This window comes from Mycolicibacterium pyrenivorans, from assembly GCF_025821625.1.
Classification (GTDB): domain Bacteria; phylum Actinomycetota; class Actinomycetes; order Mycobacteriales; family Mycobacteriaceae; genus Mycobacterium; species Mycobacterium pyrenivorans.
Genome location: NZ_JACKSH010000179.1, coordinates 1 through 570 on the forward strand (window position 1 = coordinate 1; position 570 = coordinate 570).

General features: G+C 61.9%; 1 protein-coding gene. It reads right to left on the bottom strand.

Features of this window, described 5'->3' with window-relative positions; genetic code table 11:
• Nucleotides 1-179: 179 nt before the first annotated feature.
• Nucleotides 180-570 (bottom strand): hypothetical protein (locus H7I57_RS20435; RefSeq protein ID WP_264025648.1); only part of this gene is annotated, 391 nt, incomplete at its 5' end.

Sequence of the window (570 nt, forward strand, 5' to 3'; positions counted from 1 at the left end):
GCTTATTGCACCCTCCTCGACAACTCACGCCGTAAATTCGCTAGTCAGCGATTCAGTTGGAAGGTCTCAACTCGTGTCGCAGGTGGCCAAGTCCCCCCGATTCAGTTGGAAGGTCTCAACTCGTGTCGCAGGTGGCCAAGTCCCCCCTCGGACACAGATGTGGTGAGTCGAGTCATGGGTTACACATGAGTCGAGTCATCGGTTACAGAGAACCCCGGCCTTTTGGCCGGGGTTTTTTGTTGGTGGGGCCAGTAGTTTCGGTCGGGGTTGATGTGGTGGTCGGCGATCGGGGTGTAGCTGGTTGTGCTGATCACGGTGACGGTGCTGGTGGCCACCAGGATGAGCACGGGTGTGCCGGCGTGGCGGCGTCCGATGCCCAGGTGGTGCAGGCGGCTGCCTTGGCGCAGGGTGAGTTTGCCGAATTGGTCGACGGTGTCGTGGCGGATGCGGAAGTGTTCGACGTGGTGGCCCGGGGTGGCTTTGGGTCGGGTGGTGTAGGCCTGCGCGGGGGTGGTGGCCGCTGGCAATGCGCGGTGCACTCGGGCGGTGTTGTAGATGACGGTGAATTCG